Source organism: Paenarthrobacter sp. CC6 (assembly GCF_040560085.1).
GTDB lineage: Bacteria > Actinomycetota > Actinomycetes > Actinomycetales > Micrococcaceae > Arthrobacter > Arthrobacter nicotinovorans.
In genome coordinates, this window is sequence record NZ_JARDAN010000005.1 from 76,640 (window position 1) to 93,365 (window position 16,726).

A 16,726-nucleotide genomic window follows, 5' to 3' on the forward strand; every position below is an offset into this window, starting at 1 on the left:
ATGGTGTGGGTTTCAGTTCTTTCGGGCTCCGCGGGTGCGGGTTAGCCCTTGACGGCGCCGGTGATGACGCCCTTGGCAAAGTGCTTTTGGAGGAACGGGTAGACCATCAGGATGGGAACCAGGGCTACGACCACCACTGCCATTTGGATGGACTGCGGCGGAGGGGTTGTGGTGATGCCGAGCTGGTCGGCCGCCCCGCTCCCCTGGACCACGAAGTTGCGGAGCAACAGCTGGATTGGCCATTTGCTGTGGTCGTTGATGTAGAGGAGGGCGTTGAAGAATGAGTTCCAGAAGCCCACCGCGTAAAAGAGGCCGACGACGGCGATCACGGCTTTGGAGAGCGGCATCACGATGCGCCACAGGATTTGCCAGTCGTTGGCGCCGTCGATCCTGGCACTTTCGATCAGTTCGCCCGGAATGTTCATGAAGAACGAGCGCATCACCACAAAGTTGAAGGCTCCAAAGATGCCTGGAAGGATCAGCGACCACAGGGAGTCCAGCAGGCCGAGTTGACGGATCATCAGGAACGACGGGATCAGTCCCGGTGCGAAGAGCAGCGTGAAGAGCACTGCCAGGATGACGGGCCTGCCGAAGAGGACCGAACGGCTGGTGGCATAGGCCATGGTGATGGTCACGAACAGCGCCAGAATGGTGCCGACCGCGGTGATCAGCACGCTCACCCCGAGGGATTGCAGGACCATGGGGCCCTTGAAGATGGTGGCGTAGGCCTCCAGCGTGGGGCGTTCGGGCCAGAGGACGAAGCCTCCTGCCTTGACCAACTGCTCCGTATCGGCCAGGGACGTTGAGACCACCAGCAGGATGGGAGTGAGGATGGACAAGCTGAACACGACCAGGACCACTGCCTTGACCGTTTGGTACAGCGCAGATGGCTTTTCTTTCCACACCGGGCGCTTGGGGTTGTACGTCAGTTCCCGGGGTTTCTTGCTAAACAATGGTGTTGCCATGAAATTCTCCTTGTGCGGCAGCCCCGCGGGCTGGCATGACTTTCAGCGCGCTTGTTTTGCGAAGATTCCGTCTTCGCCAAAGCGGTGGGCAAGTTTGTTGGCTCCGTAGATCAGCAGGGCACTGACAACGCCCTTGGCCAGGCCGGCAGCCGCACCCGAACTCCACCCGCCACCCACTACGCCGGTGTAGTAGGTGAAGGTGTCCAGGACCTCGGCCGCGCCGGCTCCGACGGCGTCCCGTTGCAGGATGAACTGCTCGAATCCGACCGAGAGGATGTCGCCGATGCGCAGGATGAGAAGGAGCACGATCACGGGCCGCAAGCCGGGGAGGGTAATGTGCCACATCCTCCGCCACCTGCCGGCACCGTCGGCGGCGGCGGCTTCATACAGCGAGGCATCGATGCTGGCCAGGGCTGCGAGGAAGATGATCATTGCCCAGCCGGCGTCCTTCCAGATCATCTGGACCACGACCATCACGGGGAAGGTCTCCGGGTTGGTCATGAAGGGAATGGGCTCCATGCCCCAGTCACGGAGCAGGTTGTTGACGAAGCCGGCCCCGCCCAGCATCTGCTGGAAGAACGCGATAACCAGTACCCAGGACAGGAAGTGCGGGAGGTACGCGATGCTTTGGAAAACCTTCCGGACCCGCGTGCTGACGAGCGAATCCACAATCAGGGCCAGTACCAGCGGCACCGGGAAGAGGAAGACCAACTGCCAGGCCGCCAGGTACAGGGTGTTCCAGAAGGCGTGGATGAAGTCGGGGTTGCCGAACAGGTCCACGAAGTTCTGCCAGCCAACCCAGAGGCTGTCACCGATGCCGAGGTATGGCTGGTAGTCCTGGAAGGCGATGACGTTGCCAAGGATGGGGATGTAGAAGAAGAGCAGAAGGAAGAGCACTCCCGGGACCATCATGAGCAGCATCTGTTTGTCCCGCCTCAGCCGGGACCGGAAGCTCTGCTGCGGGACCTTGTTCCTTTTCCGCTTCTTCGCACCGGCTCCGGCGGTCTTTCCACCTGCCCGGGCGGGGACTCGGCGAGCTTCGGGCAATGCCGGAGCCTGTTCCGTCGTCGAGTTCATGCTGTCTCCTCAAGTGTTGAGCGAAAGCCATCAATGTGATTCAAGCCACGCTCGTTAACCGTTTAACAAACCATAAGTGACGCTTGTCTCTTTTTGCAAGATCATGATCGAAACAGCTCGCAGAAATCAGCTTTCATCATTTTCGACGGCAGGTAGGTGCCAGTAGGATGTGTTGAGCGGGGCGCGCGGCGGGAAGCCCGCGCCGCGTGGAACAAAGCCGCGTGGAACAAAGGAGATGGGTGTGGCAGATTGTTGTGCCCCGGGCCCGGGTGCCAGGGATCATTCGACGCCCAAGCCGTCTTTGCCCCTGTCCCAGGCGAGTGGCGGCACCGGCGCGGACACCGGCGTCGGGATATCCGGGCAGGGAAAGCCTCCCACCCCCGCGGCCACGGGCGGCGACGTCCAGATTTTGGCGGGGACTTTCGCCATGGGCGACCCGTTCGGAGAAGGCTATGAGGCCGACGGCGAGTCCCCGGTGCACCAGGTTCGGATGCCGGCTTTCAGGATCAGCGCCACAACCGTCACCAACCAGGAATTCGCGGCATTCATCGATGCCACCGGATACCGCACCGAGTCGGAGATCTTCGGGACATCGGCCGTGTTCCACTTGGCTGTCAAAGCGGACAAGAAGGACATACTCAACAGCGTCGGAAACGTCCCGTGGTGGCTGAATGTCCGCGGAGCCGACTGGGCCCACCCTGCCGGTCCGCTTTCCCACTGGAGCGAAGCCGCGGACCACCCGGTGACCCATGTGTCGCACAACGATGCCCTCGCCTACTGCGGATGGGCCGGCCGCCGGCTGCCCACCGAAGCCGAATGGGAGTACGCAGCCCGCGGAGGACTGTCCGGGCAGCGCTACCCCTGGGGCAACGAACTGCACAGTGACGCGCCGGGACAGGCGGCCCACCATTGCAACATCTGGCAAGGCGACTTCCCGGCCCGCAACGACCTCGACGACGGCTATCTCACCACAGCCCCCGCGCGGTCCTTTGCCCCCAACGGCTACGGTCTCTACCAAACCAGCGGGAACGTGTGGGAATGGTGCAGCGACTGGTTCCTGCCCAAGTACTACAAAACGTGCCTGGCACAAGGAACGGTGGAGAACCCGCAAGGGCCTACCATCGGCCGGGGCAAGGTGATGCGGGGCGGCTCGTACCTCTGCCACGACTCCTATTGCAACCGCTACCGCCTGGCCGCACGAAGCTCAAACACACCGGACTCGGCCAGCGCGAACCTCGGCTTCAGGACCGTAGCTCTGTAGCCTGCCTGGGTCCGTGCCCGCGGTGCCCGCCCATGAGACCGTGCCCACCCATGAGGCCCTGCCCACCCTTGATGCCGGCCGGCAGCTCACCGGCGACGATCTTTGTTGCGGTCACGGTGCCGCCGTCCTTGATGCCGCTGATGTGGACCTTGTCACCGGCTTTCAGCTCGGCAGCCGTCACCGACGGCAATGCAGGCTTGCTCTTGCCGTTGCCATTGCCGTTGCGGAGCTGCGACACGTCAGCGGGAATCCTGGCGATCCTTGTGTCGGTGGTGATCGCATACCCCTGGGTGAAGCCGTCTTCGCTCTTCACCGTGATGTCGGAGCCACTCACCGAATCTATGGTTCCGGCCTGGGTGAGGACGGTCCGGTAGCTCCCGTCCGGCTGCTTGACGACGTGTTCGCCATGAATGGCCTGGCCCCGGGCCACCTGGGATGGGGCCGCCTGGGATGGGGCCGCCTGGGATGGCTTGGCGGAAGCAGAGGAACTTGGCGTGGCTGAAGGTCCCTGCGTCCCTGAAGGGCTCTGAGTGCCGGCCCACACGGCAGCGCCTCCGGCGCAGGTCAAGGTGACAGCGATTCCGCCGGCAAGAAGGGCCTTCCGAAGGCCCGGTTTGAGAGTGGCCATGCATCCATTGTGCGCCCAAAACAAAGCAGGCCGCAGCATCAACTGCGGCCTGCTTTGTAGGGAAATACAGGCGTCTAGCCCTCGACGCCGAGCTTCTCCAGGATGAGCTCGCGGACACGGCCTGCGTCTGCCTGGCCACGGGTGGCCTTCATGACGCCGCCAACAATCGCGCCGATGGCCTGGATCTTGCCACCACGGATCTTCTCCGCGACGTCAGGCTGTGCCGCCAGGGCGGCGTCGATGGCTTCCAGGAGGGGACCGTCGTCGGACACGACCGCAAGGCCGCGCTTTTCAACGATCTCCGCCGGAGTTCCTTCGCCGGCGAGGACGCCGTCCAGGACCTGCGTGGCCATCTTGTTGTTGATCTTGCCGCCCTCGACGAGCTTGTTCAGCTCGACGATGACCTGCGGCGTGACGCCGAGTTCGGAAGGATCGACGTCGGCCACCTTGGCGCGGCCGACGATCTCACCCATCCACCACTTGCGGGCAACATCGGCAGATGCGCCGGCGGCAATGGTTTCCTCGATCGAGTCCATGACCCCGGCATTCACGACATCGCGGAACTCCAGATCCGAGTAGCCCCAGGCTTCCTTGAGGCGCTTGCGACGCTCAGCAGGCGGCTCGGGAAGGGTGGCGCGCAATTCCTCCACCCACTCGCGGGAAGCGACAACGGGAACCAGGTCCGGCTCCGGGAAGTAGCGGTAATCGTCAGCGTCGGACTTGGGCCGGCCCGACGTCGTCGAACGCGTGTCCTCGTGCCAGTGGCGCGTCTCCTGGATGACCGGTTCACCGGACTCAAGGACCGCGGCGTGGCGCTGGATTTCATAACGTACGGCGTGCTCGACGGCGCGCAGGGAGTTGACGTTCTTGGTTTCCGACCGGATGCCGAAGCGTTCACGGCCATGCGGCCGCAGCGAGACGTTGGCATCGCAACGGACGTTGCCGCGCTCCATCTTGGCATCGGAGACGCCGAGGTTCTTCACGATCTCGCGGACGGCCGCGACGTAGGCCTTGGCGAGTTCAGGGGCGCGGCTGCCGGCACCCTCGATCGGCTTGGTGACGATTTCCACCAGCGGCACACCGGAGCGGTTGTAGTCCACCAGGGAGTAATCGGCGCCCTGGATACGGCCCGCAGCGCCACCCATGTGGGTCAGCTTGCCGGCGTCCTCTTCCATGTGGGCGCGTTCGATCTCCACGCGGAAGACCGTGCCGTCCTCCAGCTCGATGTCAAGGTAACCGTCATAGGCGATCGGCTCATCGTACTGCGAGGTCTGGAAGTTCTTGGGGGTGTCCGGGTAGAAGTAGTTCTTCCGGGCGAAGCGGCAGGACTCGGCGATCTTGCAGTTCAGAGCCAGCCCGATTTTGATGGAGGACTCCACAGCGGCCTTGTTGACCACCGGAAGAACGCCGGGCATGCCGAGGTCAACTTCGTTGACGTTGGTGTTCGGCTCGTCACCGAAGACGTTGGGTGCCGAGGAGAACATCTTGGTCTTGGTGTTGAGTTCCACGTGGACCTCGAACCCCAGGACGGGATCGTACTTCTCCATGGCTTCTTCGAAGCTCAGGGTTGCGTCGACGGACATTAGTTGGAACCTCCGGCGGTGTTGGACGTTGCGCCAAGGGCAGCACTTTTCAGTTCCGGCGCCTGCGCCAGAATCGGGCCGCCCCACTTCTCTTCAAGGATGGACTCGAGGACCGCACCCACGCGGTACAGACGGGCATCTTCGCGGGCCGGAGCCAGCAGCTGGATGCCGACGGGCAGGCCGTCCTCATCAGCCAGGCCACCCGGCAGGGACAGGCCGGGGATACCGGCGAGGTTCGCGGGAATCGTGGCGACGTCGTTCAGGTACATGGCCAAGGGATCATCAAGCTTCTCCCCCAGCTTGAACGCCGTGGTGGGCGCCGTCGGGGAGATCAGGACATCGGCTTGGGCAAAAGCGGCGTCGAAGTCACGCTGGATCAGGGTGCGGACCTTCTGCGCGGAACCGTAGTAGGCGTCGTAGTAACCGGCGCTCAGCGCATAGGTTCCCAGGATGATGCGGCGCTTGACCTCATCGCCGAAGCCGGCAGCCCTGGTGGCACCCATCACGCGTTCGATGGTCATCGGACCGTCCTTGGGCAGGACTCGCAAGCCGAAGCGGACGCCGTCGAACTTGGCCAGGTTGCTGGAGACCTCGGACGGCATGATCAGGTAGTAGGCACCCAGGGCGTACTTCAGGTTGGGGCAGGAAACCTCGACGATTTCCGCACCGGCGTCCTTCAGGATCTGGAGCGACTCGTTGAAACGGTTCTCGACGCCGGCCTGGTAGCCCTCGCCGTGCAGCTCTTTGACGATGCCGATCCTCATCCCGGCGACGTTGCCCACGCGGGCGGCGGCAACCAGGTTGTTGAACGGATCGGTCAGGGACGTGGAGTCGAAGGGGTCGTGACCGCCAATGACTTCCTGGAGCAGGGCCGAGTCAAGCACGGTACGGGACACCGGGCCGATCTGGTCCAGCGAGGACGCCATGGCGATGGCACCGTAGCGGGAAACAGCGCCGTAGGTGGGCTTGACGCCGACGGTTCCAGTGACGGCACCGGGCTGGCGGATAGAACCACCGGTGTCCGTGCCGAGCGCCAGGGGCGCTTCGAAAGCGGCGACGGCGGCCGCGGAGCCACCGCCCGAACCGCCGGGGATGCGGTCCAGGTCCCACGGGTTGCGGGTGGGCCCGAACGCAGAGTGCTCCGTGGAGGAACCCATGGCGAACTCATCCAGGTTGGTCTTGCCCAGGATGGGCATCCTGGCCGCGCGAAGCTTCTTCACCACAGTGGCGTCATACGGGCTGTGCCAGCCCTCAAGGATCTTCGAACCAGCGGTGGTCGGCTGGCCAATGGTGACAATGAGGTCCTTGACCGCGATCGGCACGCCGGCAAGGGCGTGCAGTTCCTCGGCAGCGGCACCGCCGGCAGCGCGGGCAGCGTCGACGTCGGCGGCAACGGCCAAAGCCTCTTCGCTGTTAACGTGCAGGAACGCATTAACCTGACCGTCGACGTCGGCAATGCGGTCGAGGTGCGCCTGCGTCACCTCGACGGCGGAAACTTCGCGGGCGGCCAGCTTCGCTGCGAGGTCGGCAGCGGAGTGGCGGATGAGTTCGTTCTTCAGCTCAGTCATAGTGATTAGTCCTCATCCAGAATTGCCGGGACCTTGAAACGGTTCTCGAAAGCATCCGGAGCGCCGGACAGCGCCTGTTCGGCCGTGAATGTGTGACCCACGACGTCCTCACGGAACACGTTGGTCAACGGAATCGGGTGCGATGTCGCTGGAACATCGTCCCCGGCAGCCTCGCTCACGCTCTTCACCGAATCCACGATGACAGCAAGCTCAACAGCCATCCTGTCCAGTTCTTCGGCACTCATTTCAATGTGAGCCAGACGCGCAAGATGCGCGACGTCGTCACGGTTGATCGCAGCCATGGATCTCCCCTGCAAAGTTCAAATGGTTTTCCGAACCAGTCTACTTGGCTGTGCACCGGCTTCAGCGCCGGTTCAGGTGCTGCGCGTTCAGCTCCTCCAGTTGCGCGTCCGTCAGTTCATCGAAACCGCGCGCCTCACGTTTGTCACTCCTGGAGAAACGGATGAACATGAGGATGATAAGTGGCAGATCGACGATTTCGCAGATGAACCAGAGGACATCCCCCGCCAGTTGCTGGTCGCGTAGCGGGTCCGGGAACCACCCCGCCATGGCCTGGGTTGTCATGACGTGGTCCAGGACCTGGCCGTTGAGACGCAGCAGGATACCCGGCACGGCATCTGCCAGAAGCTCAATGAAAACGAACACGAACTCCAGGGTGATGTACGCGCTGGAGCGCTGGAAATCCGCTTCTTCGATGATGGGCAGGGCCATCAGGAGGCCCAGCAAGGGAATGCAGACGGTCAGCAGGGTTTCGGCCAACGGATCGGCACGCAGCGCATGGAAGGCCGGTGTCAGGAAGGTGGAGAAAAGCGCCAATCCGATCAGCGGGGCGGCCAGCGAGTTGCTGAAGAAGCGCACAACGCGGTGGGCCAGCACTGCGTTCAGCACCGCTGTGCCGGTGTCTGGCAGTGCCGCACGGGCCAGCGTGATCGGCCGGCCCAGCCCCAGCAACAGTGGGACGACAAAAAGGAGCAAGGAGACTTTGAGGGTAAATGCCCAGCGAAGATCGGCACTGTAGACCCCGGTGAATCCGCAGCAAAGGACAGCCATGGATCCCAGGCCGGGACCGTAGAACGCAGCCGCCCGCCAGAGGGGCCATCTATGGCCGTTCCTGGTGGCGGCCCTGATCCCCAGGCCGTAGAGCACGCCAAACGTGCTGATCATTGCGACGGCTGCCCAGTCGATTCGCCAGGCACTGCCAAGGAGTTCAAGTGGCGGCACCAGCCCATGATATTCCCACCGCCTGAGCAGTTGGCCGATGGGGGAAATTCCCAGAATGGCTCAGTAATATGAGCCGCTTCTGACCCCCAAGGAAAGGCCGGCCCTGTGCAAGGTCGTCACGAAAGTCCCGACCCCAACCGCTCCGACCCAGCTCTTGCTGCCTACCCCGGGCAGGGAAACCTGGTTGACGGCAGCCTCGGTTCGCCCACCCGTAAACGTCGCCGCTGGCTGCGGCTCGGCGTCCTGGTGATAGCCGCAGTCCTCCTCGGTGTGCTGTGCTTCGGCGGCTATTGGTTGTGGCGGTTGCAGTCCAACATCTCCACGAGTGCGCTGGGAGCCGGAGGCGCCCGCACCGAGGGCCCGGTTGATGACCGCAAGGACCGGCTCCAGATCCTGGTCCTGGGCAGCGACACCCGCAGCGGCAAGAACAGCCAGTACGGTACGGCGGACCAGTCTTCGGGCTACGGTCAATCGGACGTCATGATGCTGGTGGATATTTCGGCAGACAACAACAACGTCAATGTCATCAGCTTTCCCCGCGACCTCATGGTGGATGTTCCTGAATGCCAGGACCAGGCCACCAAGCAGCAGCATGCTGCCCGTGAGGACGCGATGATCAACAGCGCCATGGCCGAAGCCGGCATTGGCTGCGCCGTGGATACCGTCAACAAACTAACGGGCCTGGAAATCGACCACTTCATGATGGCGGACTTCAATGCCGTCAAGGAACTCTCCACCAAGGTGGGAGGCGTGGATGTATGCGTCAACTCGGATGTCTACGATCCCGATTCCGGCCTCCGGCTTCCCAAGGGAACCTCCCAGGTGGAAGGCGACCAGGCCTTGGCGTTCCTGCGCACCCGGCATGCTTTCGCCGACGGCGGGGACTTGGGCCGCATCCAGGCTCAGCAGGCCTTCCTTGGCTCGCTGGTGCGCAAGCTCAAATCCGAAGGCACACTGACCAACCCGCAAAAAGTGCTGGATATCGCTGACACGATGACCAGCAACCTCACAGTGGACACCGGTTTGTCCTCCGTTCCGGCACTGCTGACCATCGCGGACCGGCTCAAGAACATCGACCCCGCAAAGGTCAACTTCATCACCGTACCTACTGTGCCCGCGCCGTCCGACCCCAACCGGCTGGCCTTGGCGGAGCCGGCGGCGTCGCAACTTTTCTCCGCCCTCCGGCAGAGCGCCGACCTCAGCCAGGGTGCGGCCCCTACGGCTGAGCCTTCCAGCCCGCCCGCCAAACCTTCCTTCGACAAAGCACTCCAGCCGGTTTCCGTTGCCAACGGCACTTCCGTGACGGGCCGGAGCAATGCCATCGCCGCGACGCTGGCCGCCGCCGGCTACACCAAGACAACCCGGCTGCAGGCCCAGCCACAAACCCAAACGATGATTTACTATCAGGCCGGTTTCGACGACGTCGCAACCGACATCGCCGCGATGTTCGGACTTCCGGCTACCAGCGTCCAGCAGGCCGCCGGCATTGAGGGCGTCCAGCTCTACGCAGGCGAGGACTTTGCCTCGGGCGACAAGCCGGTCCCGGCCCCGGCGGAGGGAAGCATTCCGAGCCAAACGGCAAATGACCAGACCTGCCAGGCAACAAACCCGGCAGGCTGATCATTTACAGCGGCGTATTCGGCGGTGCCGCAGCTTGTAGTCGAAGCTCGCGGCGCCTGCGGGCGGTCAGCCGATGCCGATCGCTCCGGTCAGGACACCGACGGCCAGCATGACGATCGAGATGACCGCGGTGCGCCAGAGCACCTTCTTGTGGTGGTCGCCCAGGTCGACCTTGGCCAGTGATACCAGCAGGAGGATGGCCGGAACCAGGGGGCTCTGCAGGTGGAACGGCTGGCCCGTGATGGAAGCACGCGCCATGTCGGCGGCGCCCACTCCGTAGTGGGCTGCGGTTTCGCTCAGGACCGGCAGGACTCCGAAGTAGAAGGCGTCGTTGCTCATGAAGAAGGTCATCGGGATGCTCAGCAGGCCGGTGATGACTGCCATGAACGGGCCCATGTCCGCGGGGATGATCTGGACCAGCCATTCGGACATTGCCTTGACCATGCCCGTACCGTTCAGCACACCGGTCAGGACAGCGGCTGCCATGACCATGCTGACCACGGCGACGATTGACGGCGCGTGCGCAATCAGCTGCGCGCCCTGGTCCTTGACCTTGGGGAAGTTCACCAGCAGGGCGATGGCTGAGCCGACCATGAAGACGAAGGGCAGCGGAACGATGTTGGCAACCAGGGTCACCATGACGGCAACCGTGAGGCCCAGGTTGAACCAGAACAGCTTGGGACGCAGCGTGGTGCGGTTGGGGTCCAGGGCCGTGTCGGCCATGGCGGTGTCGTGGTCGTCCACCAGGGTTTCGGGACGTTCAAGAACGGCGACGCCGGAACCTCCGCCGGTGCCCGGCTTGCCTGCCGTGCGTCCGAACCCGAAGCGGCCCTTGCCCGAACCCGATCCGGAGCCCGTGCCGGAAGCTGCGGCGAGTGCGCCACCGCGTCCAGTGCCGCCGTCGAACGCTTCGGACGGATCAGCGACGTCGCCCCAGATTTCGGGAGCCGTGGTGCGGAGGCGGTTGCGTTCCTGCAGACCGAGCAGCCAGGAGAAGACCAGCACGACGATCAGGCCGACGATCAGGGACGGGACCATGGGGACGAAGACGTCGTTGACGTCGAGCTTCAGGGCTGTGGCAGCACGTGCGGTGGGGCCGCCCCAAGGCAGGATGTTCATGGTGCCGTTGGCCAGGCCTGCCACACAGGTCAGGACCACGGGGCTCATCTTGAGGCGCAGGTACACGGGGAGCATGGCGGCGGTAGTAAGGATGAAGGTGGTGGAGCCGTCCCCATCGAGGGACACTGCGGCGGCCAGGATGGCGGTGCCGAGGACAACCTTGGCGGGGTCGTTGCCCAGCTTGCGGAGGATGAACTTCACCAGGGGGTCAAAGAGTCCGACGTCGATCATGAGGCCGAAGTAGATGATGGCGAACATCAGCAGCGCCGCCGTGGACGTCATGGACTTCATGGAATCCATGACCATGGGACCGATACCGAGGCCTGCCCCGGCGAAAAGGCCGAAGACGGTGGGGACGATGATCAGCGCCAGGACGGGCGTCAATTTTTTGGTCATGATCAGGACCATGAATACCGCAATCATTGCGAATCCAAGCAAAACCAGCACGGCCGGCTCCTTACTACTGTGAATGGCGCCACGTCGGTGTGATGCGCACTACAGACATTAGGGTGGCGTCCATCACTGGCAGGGGTTTCCGGGAATTGTTGGGAATACTGCTCGTTGCGAACGTTTTGCGCATTATGCTCAATGCTTCAATGGATCTGGAGGAAAGGAGTGACGGTGCCCCGCAACAACAGAACCAGCATGCGCTTTTCCACCCAGACCCTCCTCCTCCAGCTCGGGGTGGTACTGCTGGTAGTCCTGCTCAGCGGCATCGTCCACGCCTGGCTGGTGTATGAACGGATCGGTGACGAAGCAGAAAACCAGGCCCTGACTCTGGCAAGGACAGTTGCCGCCGATCCCGACATCCGCGCGGACGTCCAGGCCATCAGCAAAGAAGAGGGCACCCCGCCGCCCGACGTCCTCGCCGCCGGCCCCCTCCAGAACGCGGCGGAAGCAGCCAGGGTCCGGACCGGCGCGCTGTTCGTCGTCATCACGGACGAAACCGGGCTGCGGCTCGCGCACCCGGACACCGCACGCCTCGGTGAACGGGTCAGCACCGATCCCTCAGTGGCCCTCGCCGGCGAAGAAATCACCACACGCAATACCGGCACACTGGGGCCTTCCGCCGGTGCCAAAGTGCCCGTCTACTCCCCCGACGCCCCGGGCACAATCGTGGGCGAAGTCAGCGTGGGATACTCCGTGGAGTCCCTGACAAAGAGCCTGGTGCGGGACATCGCGCCCATCGCCCTCACCGCCGGCGGCGCCCTGCTCGCCGGTGTCCTTGCCTCGTTCCTGCTCCGCCGCCGGCTCCAGCGGCTCACCCTCGGCTTGGAACCTGAAGAGATCAGCACCCTGGTCCATGACCAGGTTGCTGTGCTCCAGGGCGTGGATGATGGCGTGATCGGCATCGCGGCCGACGGCCGCATCTCGGTATTCAATGCAGCCGCTGCCAGGCTCCTGGACATCCCTGATGCGACCGGCCAGGACTGGACCTCGGCCAACGTCCCGGAACAACTCAAGCAGCTCACGCGGCCGGCAGCGCGGGACGCCGAAGCCGTTGAAATCGTGGCGGGCGAACGGGTCCTCGTGGCAAGCGCACGCAAGGCGTGGCACCGGAAGGAAGACCTCGGCTGGGTGGTCATGCTGCGCGACCGCACCGAATTGCAGCAGCTGACCCGGCAACTGGATGCTGTAGGCACCATGTCCACCGCGCTCCGTGCCCAGCGCCACGAATTCGCCAACCAGCTGCACACCATCGCCGGATTTATGAGCATCGGCCAGTACGACTCCGCCAAGGAGTACCTGGCCAGGATCTCAGCCACCGGTCCGTTGAAATTCCCGGTGGAGCAAGCCGAACTGTTGCAGGATCCCTACCTCCAGGCCTTCGTCGGCGCCAAGGGCGTGGAAGCATCCGAACGCGGCGTCGCCCTGCGGGTCGGCCCCGAAACCCTGGTGCGCGGGCACGTGGCAGACCCCCAGGACGTCACCACCGTGCTCGGCAACCTGATCGACAACGCAGTGAGCGCCGCCGTCGCCGGGTCTGCCGCGGAGCACTGGGTGGACATAGAACTGCTGGACGAACAAAGCCCCGGCGGCGGCGCGCTGCACATCGTGGTGGCGGACTCCGGCGACGGCTTGGGTGGCCTGGAACCCGAAGAGGTTTTCGCGGAGGGCTTCACGACGGCGGAGCAACCGTCACGTCCGGGGGCCGGACAGGGTTTGGGGCTTGCGCTGGTACGGCAGCTGGCGCGTCGGCGCGGCGGCGATGTCCGCGTCCTGGAACCGGGAACCGCAGGAGGGCCCGGTGCAGTGTTCATGGCCACCATCCCCGGAGTGATGGACGGCGCCGGATCCGGAACCACCGGATCCGGCTCAACGATGAGGGAGGACAACGGTGGCTGAGGACCTGAGGGTGCTGATCGTGGATGACGACTTCCACGTGGCACGGCTCCACGCTGCATACGTGGATTCAGTGGCGGGTTTCATGGCCCTGGCTCCGGCCGGATCTGTGTCCCAGGCACTCCAGGCGATCCACAGCCTGCGGCCGGACCTTGTGCTGCTGGATGTCTACCTGCCCGACGGATCCGGGCTGGATCTCCTGGGCCAACTGGACGTGGACGCCGTGATGCTCACCGCCGCTTCTGATGCCCAGTCCATCAAAGTGGCCTTCCGCAGGGGCGCTTTGGGGTACCTGCTCAAGCCATTTACTGCAGAGTCCTTATCGCAGCAGCTCAGGTCCTATGCCCGCTATCGCCGGATCCTGGGACAGCAGACCGCCATCGACCAGACCACCATTGAGCGGGCCAAGCGTTCCCTGATTCCCGGCGACGTCGCTCCTGCTGCTAAACCGCGGTCCGCCACCGAGGCTGCAGTCCTGGAATCCCTGCTCCCCGGCGAACAGTATTCCGCCGCGGAGGTCGCGGAACGGGTTGGCGTTTCCCGGGCCACAGCGCAAAGGTACCTGTCTTCTCTCGCGGACGACGGCGCCGTCGAGATCCAACTGCGGTACGGAACCACCGGCCGCCCGGAACACCGCTACGGCATTCCGGGCTGACCCGGCAGCCCACAAATCCGGTTTGCCGCGCTGCTACGCGGACTTCTGGGCCACCAGCTCGATCTCCACGAGCATTTCCGGATCCAGGAACGGCAGTACGTGGACCAGTGAGAGCGTCGGGCGAATCTCGCCGAAGACCTCGCCGTGCGCGCGGCCGGCATCTTCCCACTTGCTGATGTCCGTCAGGTACAGCTTGGACTGCACCACGTCTTCGTAGGAGAAACCGGCGTCTTCCAGGACCGTCCCCAGCTTTTCGAGGATGTACTTGGTCTGGGAGTAGAAGCCGTCGCCCACAATCGCCGGTTTGCCGTCCACGGTCCCGCTGGCAGCCGTCGCCGAAATGAAGAGGGTGTTGTCCACCTGGACTGCGCGGGAGTAGCCAAGGGTCTGCTCCCAGACCGAACCCGTACCGAATGTCTTGCGCATGCCGCGCCTTCCTGTCGTTGCGCCCGGCCCGGTGACCGGCGCTTCGAAGGAAACTTTATGACTGCCCGAGCTCGAGCCTGTAAACGAACAGTTTTATGTCGGTGCCGGGCACGAACCAGTCGCGATGCGGTGCGCGGTCAAAGCCGGTGCGGGCGTACAACGCGTTGGCGCTTTCCCAGGTGGCGCCCGTGGTCAAGGACACGGCGTTGATACCGTCCATGGCTTTGGCTTGGTCGACGACGGCCTGCACCAAGGCGCGCCCCGCGCCGGAGCGCTGGACAGCCGGATCCACCACAAGGGTGCGCAGTTCCAACTCGTCCTCAAGGCCAATGTCCGAAAAGCCCCCGCCGGCCGGAGCAGCCGTGACGGAGCCGATGACCTCGCCGTTGCGCTCAGCCACCAGGATATCTCCGTGCTCTGCGCGGCCGGCCACGTCCTGAAGCTTCTGCAGGTACGGGTGGTCGGCATCGCCGTAGTACCCCGCGGTGACGTAGGAGTCCTGCGTAATCCGGGCAACGGCGTCGTAGTCTTCGGGCAGGGCGGGACGGACGGTAATCGGCGAAAGCACCTACCAATGGTAGTCGCGCCCGACCCATGCAGGTCACCAAAGGCGGCTTTCCGTGATGGAACTATCACCTCTGGTCACAGCACGACGCCGGATGGCCGGCTTGCGCAGCCGTGTGGCGGAACCTCCCGCGGCGCCTTTCTGTTGCCTCCCGTGGCGTTCAATGCCGTTCCGTTGCGCCCGGTGAACCCCGGTTTCGCGCTGTTGCGGGCACATGTCGGGCTGCTGGCGGTGCTCTTCGCGGACGTGCTTATGTTGCCACACACCCGCCCCCACACCGTCCTGAACCGAGGAGAAACCATGACCCCGCCAGACCGCCAACTGCACCTCAACGCCTTCCTCATGAGCACCGGACACCATGAGGCCTCATGGCGCCTTCCGGAAAGCGACCCCTTTGCCTCGACCAAAATAGAGCACTACCAGCACCTTGCCCGTACCGCGGAACGGGGGAAGCTGGACTCCATCTTCTTCGCCGACTCGCCCGTCCTCTTCGGCGAGGTAGGCCGGCGGCCGGCCGGAAAACTCGAACCGACAGTGCTCCTGACAGCCATCGCCACGGCCACGGAAAAGATCGGCCTCATCGCTACCGCCTCCACCACCTACAACGACCCCTTCAACCTCGCACGCCGTTTCGCCTCCGTGGACTGGGTCAGCGGCGGACGCGCGGGGTGGAACGTGGTGACCACGGCCGGCCCTGACGCGGCACGGAACTTCGGAGTGGACGACCAGCCCGCACACGCAGTCCGCTATGAACGGGCAGCCGAGTTCATCGAAGTGGCGCAAAAGCTCTGGGACAGCTGGGACGACGACGCCATTCTTGCCGACAAGGCCGACGGGGTGTGGGGCGACGATAAGAAGATCCGCGTCATTGACCACGAAGGCAAGCACTTCCGGGTCCGTGGACCCCTCAACGTCCCCCGGTCACCGCAGGGGCACCCACTGATTGTCCAGGCAGGGTCCTCCGAAAACGGTAAGAACCTGGCGGCGCAGTATGCCGAAGCTGTCTTCACAGCACATCAGACGCTGGCAGATGCCCAGGACTTCTACTCGGACTTGAAGGCACGCACCGCGGCTACGGGACGCGATCCGGAGGGGATCAAGATCCTGCCCGGCATCGTCCCGGTGATCGGTTCCACCGAAGCCGAGGCCCTCAAGCTGGAGCGGGAGCTTGATCACCTGATCAAGCCCGAGTACGCGCGCGAGCAGCTTGCCCGGACACTGCGGCTTTCACCCGAGGACCTTCCCTTGGACCGGCCACTGCCGGCCGACCTGCCGTCGGAGGACGACATCGAAGGAGCCAAGAGCCGGTATACACTGATCGTCGAACTGGCCCGCCGGGAGCAACTGACCGTCAGGCAGTTGATTGCCCGGCTCGGTGGCGGCCGGGGCCACAGGACGTTCACCGGCACGCCGGAACAGGTTGCTGATGCCATCCAGGAGTGGTTCCATGCCGGCGCGGCTGACGGTTTCAACATCATGCCGCCGGTCCTGCCTTCCGGCCTGGAAGTTTTTGTTGACCAGGTGGTGCCGATCCTGCAGGAACGCGGTCTGTTCCGCACCGAGTACACGGCCTCCACGCTGCGCGGACACTACGGTCTGGAACGGCCCGTCAACCGCTACGCCGGAACTGCAGCGCAGGAGCTGACCTCCATCGGTTCGGCCTTCTAGTCCAGT

General features: G+C 64.1%; 15 protein-coding genes. 5 read left to right on the forward strand and 10 right to left on the reverse strand.

Annotation, left to right across the window (positions count from 1 at the left end; translation table 11 throughout):
- Nucleotides 1–41: 41 nt before the first annotated feature.
- Nucleotides 42–965, reverse strand: a complete 924-nt coding sequence (locus PV760_RS02960; RefSeq protein WP_018777431.1) for a carbohydrate ABC transporter permease — start codon at nucleotides 963–965, stop codon at nucleotides 42–44.
- Nucleotides 966–1,007: 42 nt separating this feature from the next.
- Entirely contained in the window at nucleotides 1,008–2,042 is a 1,035-nt protein-coding gene (locus PV760_RS02965) for an ABC transporter permease (RefSeq protein ID WP_055975042.1), read from the reverse strand.
- A 235-nt stretch (nucleotides 2,043–2,277) separates the two neighbouring features.
- Between PV760_RS02965 and PV760_RS02970 the strand changes: the two genes are divergently transcribed.
- Nucleotides 2,278–3,303 carry a formylglycine-generating enzyme family protein gene (locus PV760_RS02970; RefSeq protein WP_434328245.1) on the forward strand — a complete coding sequence of 342 codons (1,026 nt, stop codon included), beginning with the start codon at nucleotides 2,278–2,280 and terminating at the stop codon, nucleotides 3,301–3,303.
- Here the strand turns inward: PV760_RS02970 and PV760_RS02975 are convergent.
- From PV760_RS02975 to PV760_RS02995, 5 genes are all read right to left on the reverse strand, one after another.
- A complete protein-coding gene (locus PV760_RS02975; protein WP_354627111.1) occupies nucleotides 3,284–3,931 on the reverse strand; it encodes a DUF5666 domain-containing protein in 648 nt (215 codons plus the stop codon). The two genes, PV760_RS02970 and PV760_RS02975, sit on opposite strands and share 20 nt — an antisense overlap.
- 74 nt (nucleotides 3,932–4,005) lie before the next feature.
- A complete protein-coding gene (gene gatB, locus PV760_RS02980; RefSeq protein ID WP_018777427.1) occupies nucleotides 4,006–5,514 on the reverse strand; it encodes an Asp-tRNA(Asn)/Glu-tRNA(Gln) amidotransferase subunit GatB in 1,509 nt (502 codons plus the stop codon).
- On the reverse strand, nucleotides 5,514–7,082 hold the full coding sequence (gene gatA / locus PV760_RS02985) for an Asp-tRNA(Asn)/Glu-tRNA(Gln) amidotransferase subunit GatA (RefSeq protein WP_064721852.1): 1,569 nt from the start codon (nucleotides 7,080–7,082) through the stop codon (nucleotides 5,514–5,516). Before gatA ends, gatB begins: the two co-directional genes overlap by 1 nt.
- Before the next feature lie 5 nt (nucleotides 7,083–7,087).
- Nucleotides 7,088–7,384 (reverse strand): Asp-tRNA(Asn)/Glu-tRNA(Gln) amidotransferase subunit GatC, encoded by a 297-nt coding sequence (gene gatC, locus PV760_RS02990; RefSeq protein WP_018777425.1) that lies wholly within the window; start codon nucleotides 7,382–7,384, stop codon nucleotides 7,088–7,090.
- A gap of 61 nt (nucleotides 7,385–7,445) precedes the next feature.
- Nucleotides 7,446–8,324: a cytochrome c oxidase assembly protein gene (locus PV760_RS02995; RefSeq protein WP_079581036.1), complete on the reverse strand. Its 879-nt coding sequence runs from the start codon at nucleotides 8,322–8,324 to the stop codon at nucleotides 7,446–7,448.
- A gap of 105 nt (nucleotides 8,325–8,429) precedes the next feature.
- Here PV760_RS02995 and PV760_RS03000 point away from each other — a divergent pair, with 105 nt between their 5' ends.
- On the forward strand, nucleotides 8,430–9,944 hold the full coding sequence (locus tag PV760_RS03000) for an LCP family protein (RefSeq protein WP_275778747.1): 1,515 nt from the start codon (nucleotides 8,430–8,432) through the stop codon (nucleotides 9,942–9,944).
- Nucleotides 9,945–10,010: 66 nt separating this feature from the next.
- On the opposite strand, the gene PV760_RS03005 is transcribed toward PV760_RS03000, so the two are convergent.
- Entirely contained in the window at nucleotides 10,011–11,510 is a 1,500-nt protein-coding gene (locus tag PV760_RS03005) for a CitMHS family transporter (protein WP_354627112.1), read from the reverse strand.
- Between the two features lie 198 nt (nucleotides 11,511–11,708).
- Here PV760_RS03005 and PV760_RS03010 point away from each other — a divergent pair, with 198 nt between their 5' ends.
- Nucleotides 11,709–13,409, forward strand: a complete 1,701-nt coding sequence (locus PV760_RS03010) for a sensor histidine kinase (protein WP_354627113.1) — start codon at nucleotides 11,709–11,711, stop codon at nucleotides 13,407–13,409.
- The gene (locus tag PV760_RS03015; protein ID WP_018777420.1) at nucleotides 13,402–14,061 is read left to right on the forward strand and encodes a response regulator; all 660 of its coding nucleotides are present in this window, start codon (nucleotides 13,402–13,404) and stop codon (nucleotides 14,059–14,061) included. Before PV760_RS03010 ends, PV760_RS03015 begins: the two co-directional genes overlap by 8 nt.
- A gap of 33 nt (nucleotides 14,062–14,094) precedes the next feature.
- Here the strand turns inward: PV760_RS03015 and PV760_RS03020 are convergent, their stop codons facing one another.
- Both PV760_RS03020 and PV760_RS03025 read right to left on the reverse strand, forming a co-directional pair.
- The gene (locus PV760_RS03020) at nucleotides 14,095–14,487 is read right to left on the reverse strand and encodes a RidA family protein (RefSeq protein ID WP_018777419.1); all 393 of its coding nucleotides are present in this window, start codon (nucleotides 14,485–14,487) and stop codon (nucleotides 14,095–14,097) included.
- A gap of 55 nt (nucleotides 14,488–14,542) precedes the next feature.
- Complete coding sequence (locus PV760_RS03025; RefSeq protein ID WP_354627114.1) at nucleotides 14,543–15,055, reverse strand: GNAT family N-acetyltransferase; 513 nt, start codon at nucleotides 15,053–15,055, stop codon at nucleotides 14,543–14,545.
- A gap of 297 nt (nucleotides 15,056–15,352) precedes the next feature.
- On the opposite strand from PV760_RS03025, the gene PV760_RS03030 reads away from it, so the two are divergent.
- Nucleotides 15,353–16,720: an LLM class flavin-dependent oxidoreductase gene (locus tag PV760_RS03030; protein WP_189075845.1), complete on the forward strand. Its 1,368-nt coding sequence runs from the start codon at nucleotides 15,353–15,355 to the stop codon at nucleotides 16,718–16,720.
- Nucleotides 16,721–16,726: the final 6 nt, after the last annotated feature.